This window comes from Streptomyces sp. NPDC020898, from assembly GCF_044333925.1.
Lineage (GTDB): Bacteria > Actinomycetota > Actinomycetes > Streptomycetales > Streptomycetaceae > Streptomyces.
Window position 1 is genome coordinate 1 of sequence record NZ_JBIRRV010000006.1, and the last position, 14301, is coordinate 14301.

Below are 14301 nucleotides of genomic sequence, written 5' to 3' on the forward strand. Positions count from 1 at the left end.
GCCCCCAGACCCCCGCTACGGCCCTGAACGGGCCTTGTCCTCAAACGCCGGACGGGCTGAAAGACCAGGGCGGGGGTTCGGGGGCGGAGCCCCCGAGGATGGGACGGGTAGGGGCGGCGGGGGCGAGAAACCGTATCGCTCAGCGACACGCCCCCCTTGTCCCCCCGGGCTCAGGCACCGGACGCTGGCTGGGCAACGCAACCGGTCCTCGTCCCACCTCCGGAGGAGCCCGCATGGGATCCCGTCCCGCCCTCGCCCTGCTGGAGATCCTGCGCGGCGAAGGCGTGGACCGCGTCTTCGGCAACCCCGGCACCACCGAACTCCCCTTCCTCACCGCCCTCGCCCACGCCGAGGGCACCGAAGCCGACGCCCCCGCATACGTCCTCGGCGTCCACGAGGGCGCCGTCGTCTCCATGGCCGACGGATACGCCCGCGCCACCGGCCGCCCCGCCTTCGTCAGCCTGCACATCGCCGCCGGCCTCGCCAACGGCCTCATCGGGCTGCTCAACGCCCGCCGCTCCCGCACCCCCCTGGTCGTCATGGCGGGGCAGCAGGACCGCCGGCACCTCCAGCAGGACCCGATGCTCTCCGGCGACCTCGTCGCCCTCGCCGCACCCGCCGTGAAGGCCACCTTCGACATCCAGCACGCCCACGACCTGCCCCTCGCGCTGCGCCGCGCCTTCGCCCTGGCCGTCAGGCCCCCCGCCGGGCCCGTCTTCCTCTCCGTCCCCATGGACCTGTTCGCCGAGGACACCGAGGTCGAGATCCCCGCCCGCACCGCACCGCCCCGCCCCGGCCCGGCCGCAGGGCTCGACCGGGCCGCCGTCCTCCTCGGTGCCGCCGCCCGGCCCGTGATCGTCGCCGGTGACGGAGTCGGCCGCGAGGACGCGGTGAACGCCCTGGTCCGTACCGCCGAGGCCTGCGGCGCCACCGTCCATCACCAGCCCATGGCCGACTGGCTCGACTTCCCGACCACTCACCCCCTCCACGCGGGCATGCTCCCGCCTCGCCACGACGCGATCCGCGCCGCGCTCTCCTCGTACGACACCGTCCTGATCGCCGGGGCGCACGCCTTCACGCCCCACCACTACAGCCCCGGCCCTCCGCTGCCGCCCGGCATCACCGTCGTACAGCTCGACTCCGACCCGGACGAGATCGGCCGTAACTTCCCCGCCGACGCCGGGCTGGTGGGTTCGCTCGCGCCCTCCCTCGACAAGCTCGCCGAGCTGCTGCGCAGCCAGGTGCCCGCGCACACGGCGAAGTCCCGGATCCTGCGCGCCGGTGAGCGGCACACGGCCGAGCGGGAACGGGCGGAGGCCGCCGCGCGGGCCGCGTACTCCCCGGCGCCGCTCGCCCCCTGGGCCGCCGCGCACGCCGTGGCCCGAGGGCTGCCCGCGGACGCGGTCGTCGTCGAAGAGGCCATCACGGTAGGGCTGTTGCTGCGTCGGCTCGTACGACTCGACCGGCCCGGAAGCTATACCCACACCGTCGGCGGCGGGCTGGGCTGGGGCATCGGTGCCGCCGTCGGGCGCTCGCTCGCCGAGCCCGGCCGACCGGTCGTCGCCGTACTGGGGGACGGGTGCGCCCTGTTCGGGCTGCAAGGGCTGTGGAGCGCGGCCCGCTGCCATGTGCCCGTGCTCTTCGTCGTCATGAGCAACGGCGTCTATCGCACCCTCCAGGACACGTACACGGCGATGGGAGGCCAAGGGGCGTGCCCCGGAACCGAGTTGGGGCCGCTCGACTTCACCCAGGCGGCCCGCTTCTTCGGGGTCGACGCGGTACGGGCGACCAGCGCCGAGCACGTGCGGGAGATCGTCGCGGGGGCGGGCGAGCTGACAGGGCCGTTGCTGCTCGACATACCGCTGCGATAGCCGCCTACGAGAGATACGAGAGAACAGGCGCCGATTCGGCGGCAGTTGGCGACTTACAGCCGCCCACGTCTTGTCACCTGACTCCCGGGGCCCGACCATCTCACCATGACGGACGGACCGGTTCCGAAGTCGGTGCTCGCGCGGGGCATGACACTGCTGCGGGCCTGCGGTGACTCCGGCACCGCACTGAGCCTCGCCGAACTCGCCCTGCGTACCGGGCTGCCCAAGCCGACCGCCCACCGGCTGATCGGCGAACTGGTCCGGCTCGGCCTCGTCGAACGCACCCTCGAGGGCACGTACCGCATAGGGCTGGCCCTCTTCGTCCTCGGCCAGTCGGCGCCCTCCGTACGCGAACTGCGGGACGCGGCACTGCCGTTCCTCGGTGACCTGCACGACGCGACGAAGGAGAACGTGCACCTGGCCGTGCCGGACGGCACCGACACCCTGTTCCTGGAGAAGATCACCGGCCGCCGCGCCACGCCGATCGTCTCCCGCACCGGAGGCCGGCTGCCGGCCCACTGCACGGCGACCGGCAAGATCTTCCTGGCCCATGACCCCCGGCTGCCCCGGGCCGTCCTGCCCCGGCTCACGCCCCGCACACTCACCCTCCCCGGCCAGCTCGCCCGCGACCTGGCGCTGACCCGGGCCCGCGGCTACGGCATCAACCTGGAGGAGGCCGAGGTCGGCATCTCGGCGGTCGCGGCCCCTGTCTACGGCCGCGACTCCCGCCCCGTCGCCGCCATCTCGGTGACCGGCGGCACCCGCCGCCTCGACGTGGACCGGGTCGGTGCCCATGTGCGCGCGGCGGCCCGGGCCCTGACGAGGAGACTCTCGGCCTGAACCTCGCACCCGCGCCCACTCCTCGCACCCGTACGGTCACCCCACCCCCGGCACCTCCTGCTGCAGGGCCACCGCCAACCCGTGTTCCGTGAGCTGCTCCCCGTGCACCTCTCCCGTGACCCGCCCCCGCACGAACACCAGCACCCGGTCGCACACCTCCGTCAGCTCGGCGAGGTCCGTCGAGGCGACCAGGACGGCAGCGCCGCCCGCCGCCAACTCGCCGACGATGCGGTGCATTTCGGCCCGTACGCCGACGTCGACGCCCCGGGTCGGATCGTCCAGGACCACGATTTTCGGGTCGGTCGCGAGCCACTTCGCGAAGACCACCTTCTGCTGGTTGCCGCCGGAGAGCCGCCCCACGATGTCGTGCGGTCCGCCGCGCAGTCGCAGACGTTCCGTCAGTTCGGTTGTCCTGCGCACGAGTTCGGTGCGGGACGGCATGACCCCGCCCCGGCCCAGCGCCAGCCAGCTCACCGCCGTCGCGTTCTCCCACACTGTCCGCTCGGTCATCAGCCCGTACCGTTTGCGGTCGCTCGGCACGAACGCGACCCCGGCCCGTACCGCGTCCCGCAGTGAGCGCGGCAGGCCCCGGCCGCCGATGTCGACCCGCCCCGCCGAGATCTCCGTACGGCCGCACACCACCTCCAACGCGCTGAGATGGCCCGCCCCTTGGAGCCCCGCGACGCCGACCACCTCGCCCGCCCGCACGGTGAACGTCACGTCCGCGAGCCGGCCGGGCACGCTCACCCCGGCCAGCACCACGGGCGGCGGCGCGTCGACGATCTCGCGCGCCCGGCGGACCGGGGGCGCGGGCCGGCCACCCAGCATCGCCGTCACCAGCTCGGGTACGTCGAGTTCGGTGCGCCGCACCCCGGCCAGCGCGACCCGCCCGTCCCGCAGTACCGTCACGCGCTGCGCGAAGCGCATCACCTCCTCCAGGAAGTGGGTGACGTACAGGACCGCGATGCCCCGCCCGGTGAGGGTGCGCAGAACCCGTTCGAGGCGGTCGACGGCGGCGGCGGGCAGCGCCGATGTCGGTTCGTCGAGCACCAGAAGTCCGGGGCGGCGCAGCAGGGCCCGGGCTATTTCCGTCAACTGCTGGTCCGCCAACGGGAGTTCGCCGAGCAGAGTGCTCGGCTCGACGTCGAGGCCGAGGTCGGCGAGGACCGGCCGGGCCGCCCGGTCCATGGCGTCGCGGTCGAGCAGGCCGAAGCGGCGGGGCGGGCGGTGCGGGAAGAGGTTCTCGCGCACGGTGAGGTCGGGGAAGAGGCTCAACTCCTGGGAGACGACGGCGATCCGGGTGTCGTCGGCCGGCCGTACCGCACCCGCGTCCGCCGTCAGCGTCCCCGAAAGGATGCGTACCAGCGTCGACTTGCCGGCCCCGTTCTCGCCGACCAGTGCATGCACCTCACCGCCGCGCAGTCTTATCCCGGCGCCGTCCAACGCCCGTACCCCGCCATAGGACTTGACCAGACCCTCCGCCACCAGGATGTCGCCGTACGTCATGTCAGCGCGCGTCCTTCAGCGGCTTGAGGTTGGCCTCCTGGTCGCCGAGCAGCTTGTCGATCGTCGGCTTGTACCAGTCGTACGCCGCCTCCGCGGACTTCTGGCGGGTGATGATCTCGTCGATGTTGGAGGAGTCCACGACCCCGCCCGGCGACAGGAACCAGCCGTCGGGCAGCTTCCCGTCGTTCTGCCGCACCGCCTCGATCAGCATCGCCGTGGACAGATAGCCCTTGAGGAAGTGCTGCGGGTCGATGGCGACGAAGTTGGAGCCGTCCTTGACCGCGTCCAGCGTCTTCGGGTCGACGTCGAAGCCGGCCGTCAGCCACTTGCCGCCCTCCGCCTTCTTGATCTTGGCGAGGTTGTAGCTGTCGGCGTCCCCGACGCCCAGGAAGGCGAGCGCGTCGGGGTGCGCGTTGACCTGCGCGGACCAGGCACTGTAGTTCTGGCCGGGATCGCTGTACGTCTGGAAGGGACCCAGGATCTTGACGTCCGGCGCTTCCTTCTTGAACGTGTCGGCGATGCCCTTGGCCCGGTTGTCGAGCACCGGAGTGCCGGGGTTGGGCACGCCGATGACGATCTCGCCCTTCGGGTCGTCACCGAGCCGTTTCAGCGCCTCCGTCGCCATCAACTCGCCGAGTGCGTAGTTGTCGTTGCCGACATAGAAGGTGACCTTGCTGCCGTCGGTGGGGGAGGTGTCCAGGGCGACGATCGGAATGCCCTGGTCGACGGCGCGGGCGGCGGGCCGGGTGAAGATCGGCGGGTCGAGGTTCTCCAGGACGATGCCGTCCTTCGCGCGGGCGGTGAGATTCTGGAAGAGCTGCACCTCCGCGGGCCCGTCGGTGTTGGGCGGACCGACCGCCTTGAAGTTCACGCCCCCCGCGTGACCCGCCGCGCTCTCGGCACCGAGAACCATCTCGTGGGCGAAGTTCAGCGAGATGTTGGCCACGGCGATCCCCATGTCCAGCTTCCCGCCCGAGCCACCGGAACCGCCATCGCTGTCACCGCATCCGGCGGCGCCCAGCAGAACCAGTGCGCCAAGAGCGGCGGACAGCGTACGGAGTCGGCGGTGCATCACAGCCTCCAAGGGGGCGACTCGCAGGAGCAGTTGAGTGTCTCGGTGTCGGGAGGGGGCGTAGGCATGGGGCGTTACTCGGGGTCGCGCCGCGATGGCTGTGCCGGTGATGCTTTTCGACCTGCTTTTCTGCTGGGGGTTCCGGGGGCCCGCGGCGGAGCCGCCGATGTCACAGCCCCCGGGGAAATGGAGTACTTGCGGCGGCGCCCGGTGCGGCGCAACGCGCTGTCCGCCGCGACCGCGACGAGGATGACCCCGCCGGTCGCGAACGACGTCCAGTTGATGGGGACTTCGAAGAACACGAGACCGGCGGCCACGACCGACAGGATCATCGCCCCGGCCACCGCGCCGATCACCGAACCGCGCCCGCCGGCCAGCGGGGTGCCGCCGATGATGCAGGCGGCGATGGCCTGCAACTCGTAGCCCTGGCCGAGCGTCGGATCACCGGCGCCGTAGAAGGCGAGGGCGAGGACGGCGGCGCAGGCCGTGGTGAGGCCGGACAGGGCCAGGGCCTGAACCCGGGTGCGGACGACGGGGATTCCGCTGAACTCGGCGGCGTCGGGGTTGGAGCCGATCGCCCGCACCCGGGCCCCGAAACGGGTGCGGGCGAGCACCACCGCGAGGACGACGACCACCGCGAGCAGCACCCAGAGCGCGAACGGGACCCCGCCCCCGTCGCCGCCCGCGAGGGTGAAGAACGAGTCGTCCAGCGGTAGATCGGTGATCTGCTTGCCGTCCGCGAGAGCCAGCCCCACACCCCGGAACAGCAGCAGCGTGCCCAGCGTGACGATGAACGACGGCAGCGCGAGCAGCGTCGTGACCAGCGCGTTGAACACCCCGAGCAGGATCCCGGTGGCGAGCATCACCGGTACCGCCAGCCACGGCGGCGTCCCCTCCCGGATCAGCAGCGCCCCCACCACCAGGCACATCGCGTAACTGCCGCCCACCGACAGATCGACCTCGCGCATGGCGAGCGCGAAGACCATCCCGCACGCCATCAGCGAGATGTACACGGAGTTGTGCGCGGTGGAGAGCAGGTTGCCGCTGTCCAGGAAGTCGGGGTACGGGATGCCGATGCCCGCGATCAGCAGCCCCAGCACGAGCAGAACGCCCAGCTCGTCCCGTACGACCCGGCGCGGCAGCAGCCAGGCCAGGCGCGGCGGCACCCTGAACCGCCGCCGCCCGCCGTCCTGTTCGCGGGCGCGCTCGGCGTCGTCCACGGCACGCTCGGTCTCGGTCATCTGTGGCACGGCTCCCGTACGGGGCGGCTGCAACGGCTGCTGGGGGGTGCACCGCAGAGTGGGCTCCGCGGGCCCGGGCGGCAACCGGGCCGTTCCGGCGAGTGAAATGCGCTCTTGCCGAGCGGCCGGCGCCTCAGCACACTCGCCCCATGGAGACGCGTACCGCGCTGGTGACCGGAGCGGCACAAGGACTCGGCCACGAGTTCGCCGTCGCACTCGCGGGCCGCGGCTACCGGGTCGCGGGCCTGGACCTGGTCCCGCAGCCCGAGACCGCCGGAAAGGTCCTGGACTACCTGGAGTTGACGGCGGACGTCACCGACGAGGCCCAGGTACGGCAGGCGCTGGAGCGTGTCATCGACCGGTTCGGCACCCTGCACATCCTGGTCAACAACGCGGGCGTCTACCCCTCCTCGCCCTTCGAGGACACGACCCCGGAGGACTGGCGGCGCGTGATGCGCGTCAATCTGGAGGCACCGTTCCTGGTCACGCAGGCGGCGCTGCCGTATCTGAAGGCGGCGGGCTGGGGCCGCATCGTGAACATCGTCTCGGCGGCCGTCCTCACCGCTCCGCCGACGATGGTCGCCTATGTCACCTCGAAGATGGGCCTGATCGGCTTCACCCGTTCCCTCGCCTCGGCACTCGGCCCCTGCGACATCACGGTCAACGCGATCGCCCCCAGCATGGTCCGTACGGCGACGGCCGAGCGGACGGTCGGCGCGGACGGCGGTTTCGAACACGTCCGGGCCCAACAGGCAGTACCACGAACCCAGTTGCCGTCCGACCTCGTCTCGACCCTGCTGTACGTGGTCGACGAGGGAAGCGGCTTCCTGACCGGCCAGACCCTCAACGTGTCCGGCGGATCAGCCTACTTGTGAGGTCTACTGTCCCGGCTTGTCCAGCCATTCCCGCAACTCCTCCTTCAGGGACCGCTGGAACGACGTGAGCAGCGCTTGAACCACCAGCGGCTGCATGTCCGCCGACAGGGACTTCACCGTCCGCGGGTCACGCTCCGCCACCGCGTCGCGCAACAGACGCGACAACTCGCGTGCCACTGCCCGGGAATGCTCCACGAGCACGGTCCGGGCCGCGAGGATCGTGTCCTGCGACAGGGGTACGTCGAGCAGCTCGACCCCGAGCCGGAGCAGTCCGGAGTCGACGCGGAACCCGTCACCGTCCCGCGCGACGACATCCACCGCCACGAGCCGCGTCACGTTGTCCTCGCTCAGCGTCCGCCCCGCCCGCCGCTCCAGCTCCGCCCGTGTGACGGTCTCCACCGCGTCCGGCGCCCAGGACGCCACCACCGCGCGCTGCAGGGCGAGTTCGTGGGCACCGATGTCCGCCGGCAGCTGACCGAGCCGGCGTTCGATCGCGGCCAGGGTCATCCCTTGGTGCTGGAGTTCCTCGATCAGCGCGAGCCGGGCGAGGTGCCCCTGGCTGTAGCGCCCCACCCGGCGGCGACCGATCACCGGTGGCGGCAGCAGCCCTCTGCTGCTGTAGAAGCGGACCGTGCGGACGGTGACACCCGCCCGCGCGGCCAGCTCGTCGACCGTGAGGGTCGGCTCCCCGAGGTCAGGGGGTTCGGTCGTCATGCGGAGCAGTATCGCTGTCTCACCAGAACGGTGAAAGCCGGAACAGGGCGACGCGCCACGTTCCCCACCACGATCACGCCCCGCGCCTCAGTGCCCGTCGTGCACCGAGTTGGTCGCCGCGATCTCCTTCCACGACTTCGGCATCACAGGAGCCGTCGAGGTCCGCGCCGCAGGCGCAGCAGGCTTCGACGCCTGGAACAGCCAGGTGTCGAACAGCGCCCCCAACGACTCGCCGGAGACCTGTTCGGCGTACGCCTGGAAGTCGGCGACGGAAGCGTTGCCGTACGCGAACTTCGTGGGCCATCCCTTCAGCACGGCGAAGAAGTCCGCGTCGCCGATCTCGTTGCGCAGTGCCTGGACGGCCAGCGCGCCCCGGTCGTACACGGCCAGGTGGAACTGGTTCTCCGGTCCGGGGTCGCCCGGCTTCACGGTCCAGAACGGGTCGTCGGCCGGGTGGACGGCGTACACGTAGTCGGCGAGTTCCTGAGCCGTGCCTTCGCCCTCGTGCTCGGACCACAGCCACTGGGCGTAGCGCGCGAAGCCCTCGTTGATCCAGATGTCCTTCCAGCCGGCGACGGAGACCTCGTCGCCGTACCACTGGTGGGCCAGCTCATGGACGACGACGGAGACGTTCGTCCCGTTCGCGAACTGGCGGGGGCTGTAGAACGGCCGGGTCTGCGTCTCCAGGGCGTACCCCGTGTTCGTGTTGGGCACATAGCCACCCAGAGCGTTGAACGGATAACGGCCGAAATACCCCGCCAGCCAGTCCGCGATCTCACCGGTCCGCTCGATGCTCGCCCGTGCGGCCCCGTAGTTGTCTCCGAGATCCTTGCTGTAGGCGTTGATCACCGGGATGCCGCTCTCGGTCGTCCCGGTCGTGACGTCGAACTTCCCGACCGCGAGCGTGGCGAGATACGTGGCCTGCGGCTTGTTGGAGCGCCAGTTGTAGCGGGTCCAGCCGAGGCGTGAACTCGTCGACTGGAGCGTGCCGTTGGAGATCGCCTGCGAGCCGTCGGGGACGAGCACCGAGACGTCGTACGTCGCCTTGTCGAGCGGGTGGTCGTTGCTCGGGAACCACCACCAGGCTGCCTCGGGCTCGTTGGCGCCGACGCCGCCGTCCGGAGTGCGGTGCCAGCTGGTGAAGCCGTACGCCTGCTTGGACGAGGGCACTCCGCTGTACCGCACGACGACCGTGACCGCCGAACCCCTGGGCAAGGGAGTGCGCGGAGTGATCTCCAGTTCGTGCTCGCCGGAGGTGGTGAAGGCCGCCTTGGCGCCGTTCACACGGACCTCGCTCACATCGAGCAGAAAGTCCAGATCGAACCGCGAAAGGTCCTGGGTGGCGGTGGCGAGGAGAGTCGCCGTGCCCTCCAACTCATCTGTCGTGGGCTGGTACTTGAGCCGCAGATCGTAGTGCGAGACGTCGTATCCGCCGTTGCCGTACGCCGGATAGTAGGGGTCGCCGATGCCCGGCGCCCCGGGGGTGTAGCTCGCGGCCGATGCCGGGATCGCCAGCAGCAGGGAGGCCGTGAGCGCGCCAGGGGCGATGAGTCTGCGGTGCACGAGAGCTCCAAGTCGTAGAGGCAGCCGTAGGGCAGGCGTAGCGCAGCCGAAGAGGCCGTGAAGTCTGTCCGGAGCCTATTCATTCCCTGTGTCCGCATCCGTGTCCACGGCCACCCGTGTCACACGATCGCCATTCGGCCGTCACGCACCGCCCGTCGCACAGGCACTTCTCAGCCACCTCATGGTCACGGCACCCCCTCCAGCCTCTCAGTTGCCCTCTTCTGTACGGGAGTTGACCGATGTACCGTCCGGCGCATGCCGATACGCACGCGCTCCACAACCTGGCGAACGCTCGCGGCGGCGGCCACCGCCGCCCTCACGGCCACCCTGCTCACCCCGGCCGTTGCCCACGGCGCCCCAGGCGCCCCACGGGAGAGCAGACCCGTCTACTCGTACGACAACGCGATCCGCGAGGTCGTCTGGGTGGACACCGGACTCGACGGCGACAGCGACGGGAAGACCGACCGCGTGGCCGTCGACATCGTCCGGCCGAACGAGCCCGCCGCGCAGGGCCGCAAGATACCCGTGATCATGGACGCCAGCCCCTACTACTCCTGCTGCGGACGCGGCAACGAGAGCCAGCGCAAGACGTACGACGCCAACGGCAACGTTGTCCAGATGCCGCTGTACTACGACAACTACTTCGTGCCGCGCGGCTACGCCTTCGTCGGCGTCGACCTGGCCGGAACCAATCGCTCCGACGGCTGCGTCGACGTCGGCGGACGCTCCGACATCCAGTCCGCGAAGGCGGTCGTCGACTGGCTCAACGGCCGCGCCAAGGGCTACACGAGCCGCACGGGGACGGTCACCGCCAAGGCGACGTGGACCAACGGCAAGACGGGCATGATCGGCAAGAGCTACGACGGCACGATCGCCAACGGCGTCGCCGCGACCGGCGTCAAGGGCCTCAAGACGATCGTCCCCATCAGCGCCATCTCCTCCTGGTACGACTACTACTTCGCCAAGGGCGCCCCCCTCTACGACTCGGGCCCCGAATGGCTGTCGGACTACGTCGAGAGCCCCGCCGCCCGCGCCAAGTGCGCCGCCGTACAGCAGCAGATCGTCGACGGAGCCCCTCGCACCGGCGACTGGACGTCCTTCTGGACCGAGCGCGACTACGCGAAGGACGCCCGCAAGATCAAGGCCAGCGTCTTCGTCATCCACGGCCAGCAGGACCTCAACGTCCGCCCCAAGCACTTCGGCCAGTGGTGGGACGCCCTCGCGAAGCACGGCGTCGAGCGCAAGATCTGGCTCTCCCAGACCGGGCACGTCGACCCCTTCGACTTCCGCCGCGCCGCCTGGGTGGACACCCTGCACCGCTGGTTCGACCACGAACTCCTCGGCTACGACAACGGCATCGACGACGAGCCCATGGCCGACATCGAACGCCACCCCGACCAGTGGGTCACCTCGACCGTCTGGCCGCCCCGCGCCACGGACACGGTGAACCTGCGCCCCGGCACCGGTGACCAGCCCGGCGTCGGCACCCTCGGCCTGCGCAAGCAGCACGGCACGGAGACGTTCACCGACGATCCGAGCCTGAACGAGACCGACTGGTCGGCGCAGATCGACACCTCCACGCCGGGCAAGGCCGGCTTCGTCACCAAGCCGCTGGCCAGGGACCTGCGCGTGTCCGGCTCTTCCACGGTCACAGTGACGGCCACCCCGAGCACCTCGACGGCCCACCTCACCGCCGTCCTCGTGGACCTCGGCCCCGACACCATCCGGGACTACGCCGACGCCGCCGAGGGCATCACCACGCTCACCGACCGCACCTGCTGGGGCCCGAGCACCACCGGCGACAGCTCCTGCTTCCGCTCGACGCAGGCCAGGACGACGCCTGTCGACTACACGATCTTCAGCCGGGTCTGGGCCGACCTGGGCAACCACGCCTCGGACACGAAGGGCGTCCCGCTCACCCCGGGCAAGCCCTACACGATCACCCTCGACCTGCACGCGAGCGACCATGTGATCCCGGCGGGCCACCGCCTCGCCCTGATTGTCGCGGGCACGGACAAGGACCTCATCGACCCGCCGTCGACCACTCCCACCCTCACCCTCGACCTGTCCCGTACGACGGCCAGGATCCCGCTCGTCGGCGGCGCGGGCGCGTTCGCGCGGGCCACGGCAGGCACCGTCGCGGCCACCCCGAGCCCGTCCCTCCTCGACGGCGTACGGGACCCGCGCGCCGCCCACCGCATCCCGGGAGCCGTATGAATCCGCGCCTGGCCGCGTTGATCGCCGCCGCCCTCGCCGCACCCCTGCTGTCGGCCCCCGCCCATGCGGCCGAGTCCCAATCAGCGCCCCCACGCACGGGGTTCGAGCAGACGAACGGCGCCCGCTGGACGACCCAGCCCGAGGAACAGGACTTCCTCGCCGCCGTCGACCGGGCGAGCGCCCGCGTCACGCTCACCCGCATCGGGACCACCAAACAGGACCGCCCGCTGCAACTCGTACGCATAGGCGAGCGCCCGACAACCCGCACTGTGCTGCTCATCTGCAGCCAGCACGGCGACGAGCCGTCCGGCCGCGAGGCCTGTCTCACGACGATCCGCGACCTGGCGTACGCGAAGGACAGCCGGACGAAGGAGTTCCTCGCCCGCACGACCCTGCTCGTCGTCCCCACCGCCAACCCCGACGGACGGGCCGCCGACACCCGGGGCAACAGCGACGGCGTCGACATCAACCGCGACCACCTGTCCCTCCAGACGGCGGAAGCACGGGCGATGGCCGGGGTCATCCGCGACCGCAAGCCGGACGTCGTCTACGACCTGCACGAGTACGGGGCCACACCCCAGTACTACGACAAGGACCTGTTCGACCTCTGGCCGCGCAACCTCAACACCGACGCGGCCGTGCACACCGAGGCCCAGACCCTGTCGCAGACGTACGTACGGCCCGCGGCCGGAAGCGCCGGGTTCACGACCGGCACGTACGGCATCTGGACCGACCCCGTCACCGGCGACCCGATCCGCCAGGTCGCCGGGGACGGGCAGGAACGGATCCTGCGGAACATGTCCGGGGTGAAGCACGCGGTCGGGCTCCTGATCGAGAGCCGCGTCGAGCCGTTGACGGAGGGAACACCGGAGCCGGACAACAACCGGCGCCGGGTCAACTCCCAACTCGCCGCCCTGAAGGGCCTGTTCAGCTTCGCCGGGGAACGGGGCCGACAGGTGGACGCGGCCACCGCTGCGGCCAGGCTCGCCGGCTACCGCGACACCGGCCCGGTCTACTTCGGCGGCGCCGACAACGACCCCGCCGAACCGGCCGAGGTCATCGAGAACCCGGCATGCGGCTACCGCCTCACAGCGGCCCAGTACACGGAGGTGGCCGACGAACTGGCGTTGCACGGAGTACAGGCGAGGCCGAACACCAACGGCGACGGGGCCTACATCCCGCTCCGCCAGTCCCTACGCGCCCTGATCCCCCTCCTCCTCGACCCGAGGGCCCCCTACCACCTGACAACGGGGGAGCCGGACACCACCTGCTGAACGGACGGTGCCGGTTCAATTCCGGGTGCGCCCCCGCGCCCCTTCAGGGGCGCGGGGAACTGCGCGACAAGCCACAACGAGCCCGCAGCGAACGAAAGACGCTCAGGACCCGTCACCCCCGGCAAGCCGCGCAGCTGCCCCCGCACAGCCCCACGCGACCGTGATCCCCGCCCCACCATGCCCATAGTTGTGCACCAACACCCGCCCACCGACGAGCACTTCACGATCCAGCCGCACCACATCCCGCACGGGCCGCAGCCCGACCCGGTGCCCGATCACCCGTGCCCCCGCGATCTCCGGCCGAACCACCGCACACCGCCGCACGATCTCCTCCGCCACCACCGGATCAGGCACGAGCGACCACTCGTCCTCCTCCGCCGTACCGCCCAGGATCAGTCCGCCCGGCTGCGGAAAGAAGTACGTGGTCTGTGCGGCGGAGTGTTCCGCCGACGTGAACCACGTGGTGATCCCCGGGTTCTCCACGACGACCAGCTGCCCCCGCACAGGACGCACCGCCGGATCGGGCACCAGATCGCGCGCACCGAGCCCCGTGCAGTTGACGACGACATCGGCCCCGGAGAGATCGTGAACCTCGGCGAGATCCTTGACGGACCGTTCCTCCTCCACCCCGCCCGCCGCCCGGAACCGCTCCCGCAGCCACCCCAGATGCACCGGCATGTCGATCAACGGCAGCCGCGCCCACAGCCCCGCCTCCGCGTACCCGCCCTCACCGCCGCGCGTCTCCCGTAGCCCCGGCACCCGCGCGGCCCACACTCCCAGCTCGTCCAGCCGCAGCCCGGCCTGTACACCCTCGACCATGCGTACGCCCGTCTCCCCGGGCCGCTCCGCCAGCTCCGCGTAGACGGCCAGCGACGCGAGCGCCCACTCCCCGGAGAGCGCCTCCGGCTCGATCCGGTACGGCCACCACAGCGCACCCGCAACTGCCGAGGTGGTCCGCTCGGCGGGCTCCCGCGCCCACACGCGGACCCGCCGGCCGCTCTCGGCCAGCACCACCGCTGTCGTGAGGCCGATGACCCCACCGCCGACCACGATCACTTCACCACTCCGACGCGTCTCCACGCGGGGACGGTAGCGGAATATGTCATGCCGTGCTCAGATCACTCCCAG

Annotated in this window: 11 protein-coding genes; 5 read left to right on the plus strand and 6 right to left on the minus strand. The window is 71.0% G+C overall.

The window, feature by feature from the left end:
- Positions 1 to 233: 233 nt before the first annotated feature.
- Together ACH4TV_RS19980 and ACH4TV_RS19985 are read left to right on the plus strand one after the other, a co-directional pair.
- The gene (locus ACH4TV_RS19980; protein WP_398399798.1) at positions 234 to 1871 is read left to right on the plus strand and encodes a thiamine pyrophosphate-binding protein; all 1638 of its coding nucleotides are present in this window, start codon (positions 234 to 236) and stop codon (positions 1869 to 1871) included.
- Between the two features lie 105 nt (positions 1872 to 1976).
- Positions 1977 to 2711, plus strand: a complete 735-nt coding sequence (locus ACH4TV_RS19985) for an IclR family transcriptional regulator (protein ID WP_398399800.1) — start codon at positions 1977 to 1979, stop codon at positions 2709 to 2711.
- Between the two features lie 36 nt (positions 2712 to 2747).
- Here the strand turns inward: ACH4TV_RS19985 and ACH4TV_RS19990 are convergent, their stop codons facing one another.
- The 3 genes from ACH4TV_RS19990 to ACH4TV_RS20000 all read right to left on the minus strand — a co-directional run bounded on the left by ACH4TV_RS19990 (position 2748) and on the right by ACH4TV_RS20000 (position 6530).
- Complete coding sequence (locus ACH4TV_RS19990) at positions 2748 to 4217, minus strand: sugar ABC transporter ATP-binding protein (RefSeq protein WP_398399802.1); 1470 nt, start codon at positions 4215 to 4217, stop codon at positions 2748 to 2750.
- 1 nt (position 4218) lies between these two features.
- Positions 4219 to 5289, minus strand: a complete 1071-nt coding sequence (locus tag ACH4TV_RS19995) for a sugar ABC transporter substrate-binding protein (protein ID WP_398399804.1) — start codon at positions 5287 to 5289, stop codon at positions 4219 to 4221.
- A 74-nt stretch (positions 5290 to 5363) separates the two neighbouring features.
- Positions 5364 to 6530 carry an ABC transporter permease gene (locus ACH4TV_RS20000; RefSeq protein WP_398399806.1) on the minus strand — a complete coding sequence of 389 codons (1167 nt, stop codon included), beginning with the start codon at positions 6528 to 6530 and terminating at the stop codon, positions 5364 to 5366.
- Positions 6531 to 6679: 149 nt separating this feature from the next.
- Between ACH4TV_RS20000 and ACH4TV_RS20005 the strand changes: the two genes are divergently transcribed.
- Positions 6680 to 7405: an SDR family NAD(P)-dependent oxidoreductase gene (locus tag ACH4TV_RS20005; RefSeq protein WP_398399808.1), complete on the plus strand. Its 726-nt coding sequence runs from the start codon at positions 6680 to 6682 to the stop codon at positions 7403 to 7405.
- Between the two features lie 3 nt (positions 7406 to 7408).
- On the opposite strand, the gene ACH4TV_RS20010 is transcribed toward ACH4TV_RS20005, so the two are convergent.
- Both ACH4TV_RS20010 and ACH4TV_RS20015 read right to left on the minus strand, forming a co-directional pair.
- Entirely contained in the window at positions 7409 to 8119 is a 711-nt protein-coding gene (locus ACH4TV_RS20010; protein ID WP_398399810.1) for a MerR family transcriptional regulator, read from the minus strand.
- An 87-nt stretch (positions 8120 to 8206) separates the two neighbouring features.
- The gene (locus tag ACH4TV_RS20015) at positions 8207 to 9682 is read right to left on the minus strand and encodes a M1 family metallopeptidase (RefSeq protein ID WP_398399812.1); all 1476 of its coding nucleotides are present in this window, start codon (positions 9680 to 9682) and stop codon (positions 8207 to 8209) included.
- A gap of 255 nt (positions 9683 to 9937) precedes the next feature.
- Between ACH4TV_RS20015 and ACH4TV_RS20020 the strand changes: the two genes are divergently transcribed.
- Together ACH4TV_RS20020 and ACH4TV_RS20025 are read left to right on the plus strand one after the other, a co-directional pair.
- A complete protein-coding gene (locus tag ACH4TV_RS20020; RefSeq protein WP_398399814.1) occupies positions 9938 to 11899 on the plus strand; it encodes a Xaa-Pro dipeptidyl-peptidase in 1962 nt (653 codons plus the stop codon).
- Positions 11896 to 13173, plus strand: a complete 1278-nt coding sequence (locus ACH4TV_RS20025) for a M14 family metallocarboxypeptidase (RefSeq protein ID WP_398399816.1) — start codon at positions 11896 to 11898, stop codon at positions 13171 to 13173. Before ACH4TV_RS20020 ends, ACH4TV_RS20025 begins: the two co-directional genes overlap by 4 nt.
- 102 nt (positions 13174 to 13275) lie before the next feature.
- Here the strand turns inward: ACH4TV_RS20025 and ACH4TV_RS20030 are convergent, their stop codons facing one another.
- Complete coding sequence (locus ACH4TV_RS20030; protein ID WP_398399818.1) at positions 13276 to 14253, minus strand: FAD-dependent oxidoreductase; 978 nt, start codon at positions 14251 to 14253, stop codon at positions 13276 to 13278.
- Positions 14254 to 14301: the final 48 nt, after the last annotated feature.

Bases quoted from the DNA above. Each gene is read 5' to 3' on its own strand.
- ACH4TV_RS20000 (WP_398399806.1), bottom strand. From the start codon at position 6,530: ATGACCGAGACCGAGCGTGCCGTGGACGACGCCGAGCGCGCCCGCGAA.
- ACH4TV_RS19985 (WP_398399800.1), top strand. From the start codon at position 1,977: ATGACGGACGGACCGGTTCCGAAGTCGGTGCTCGCGCGGGGCATGACA.
- ACH4TV_RS19995 (WP_398399804.1), bottom strand. From the start codon at position 5,289: ATGCACCGCCGACTCCGTACGCTGTCCGCCGCTCTTGGCGCACTGGTT.
- ACH4TV_RS20005 (WP_398399808.1), top strand. From the start codon at position 6,680: ATGGAGACGCGTACCGCGCTGGTGACCGGAGCGGCACAAGGACTCGGC.
- ACH4TV_RS19980 (WP_398399798.1), top strand. From the start codon at position 234: ATGGGATCCCGTCCCGCCCTCGCCCTGCTGGAGATCCTGCGCGGCGAA.
- ACH4TV_RS19990 (WP_398399802.1), bottom strand. From the start codon at position 4,217: ATGACGTACGGCGACATCCTGGTGGCGGAGGGTCTGGTCAAGTCCTAT.
- ACH4TV_RS20010 (WP_398399810.1), bottom strand. From the start codon at position 8,119: ATGACGACCGAACCCCCTGACCTCGGGGAGCCGACCCTCACGGTCGAC.
- ACH4TV_RS20025 (WP_398399816.1), top strand. From the start codon at position 11,896: ATGAATCCGCGCCTGGCCGCGTTGATCGCCGCCGCCCTCGCCGCACCC.
- ACH4TV_RS20020 (WP_398399814.1), top strand. From the start codon at position 9,938: ATGCCGATACGCACGCGCTCCACAACCTGGCGAACGCTCGCGGCGGCG.